The sequence below is a fragment of the Devosia indica genome, from assembly GCF_003056405.1.
Classification (GTDB): Bacteria; Pseudomonadota; Alphaproteobacteria; order Rhizobiales; family Devosiaceae; genus Devosia; species Devosia indica.
In genome coordinates, this window is sequence record NZ_PYVZ01000058.1 from 1 (window position 1) to 379 (window position 379).

The window sequence follows — 379 nt, forward strand, 5'->3', positions numbered from 1 at the left end:
GGGGTGGTTATCGGACTGTCTGCTTTACGTCAGTAGTGGGCGAATGCAGACGTGTAGCTTTGGCACACGCTTAGCGGTCTTGTTCGTCGCTCCAACCTTTAGACCACATAAGTCCGATTATGGCCCCTTTCGAGGAGGGTAGGATTGCCATAGTGCCAACAAGGGTCATAGGGACAAGAATGTACAGGTAATAGAGTGGATTTGATGCCCCGCTCAGTTCCATGTGGAGCATTACAACAGCCACCAAGTGGATAACAAACGTCACGACCACGAAAGGCAGGAACAAGCCAGCCTTATAATAGGCAAGCGGCTCACCGCAGACGGCACAATTGTCGTGCTGCTCAAGGTAGTGATGAAAGAGCCAGCCTTTGCCGCAGTT

Annotated in this window: 1 protein-coding gene; it reads right to left on the minus strand. The window is 51.7% G+C overall.

Going from position 1 to position 379, the window contains the following annotated elements; genetic code table 11:
* Positions 1 to 70: 70 nt before the first annotated feature.
* Positions 71 to 379: DUF983 domain-containing protein (locus tag DDE76_RS20185; protein WP_108463726.1), on the minus strand; the 309-nt coding region annotated here is incomplete at its 5' end.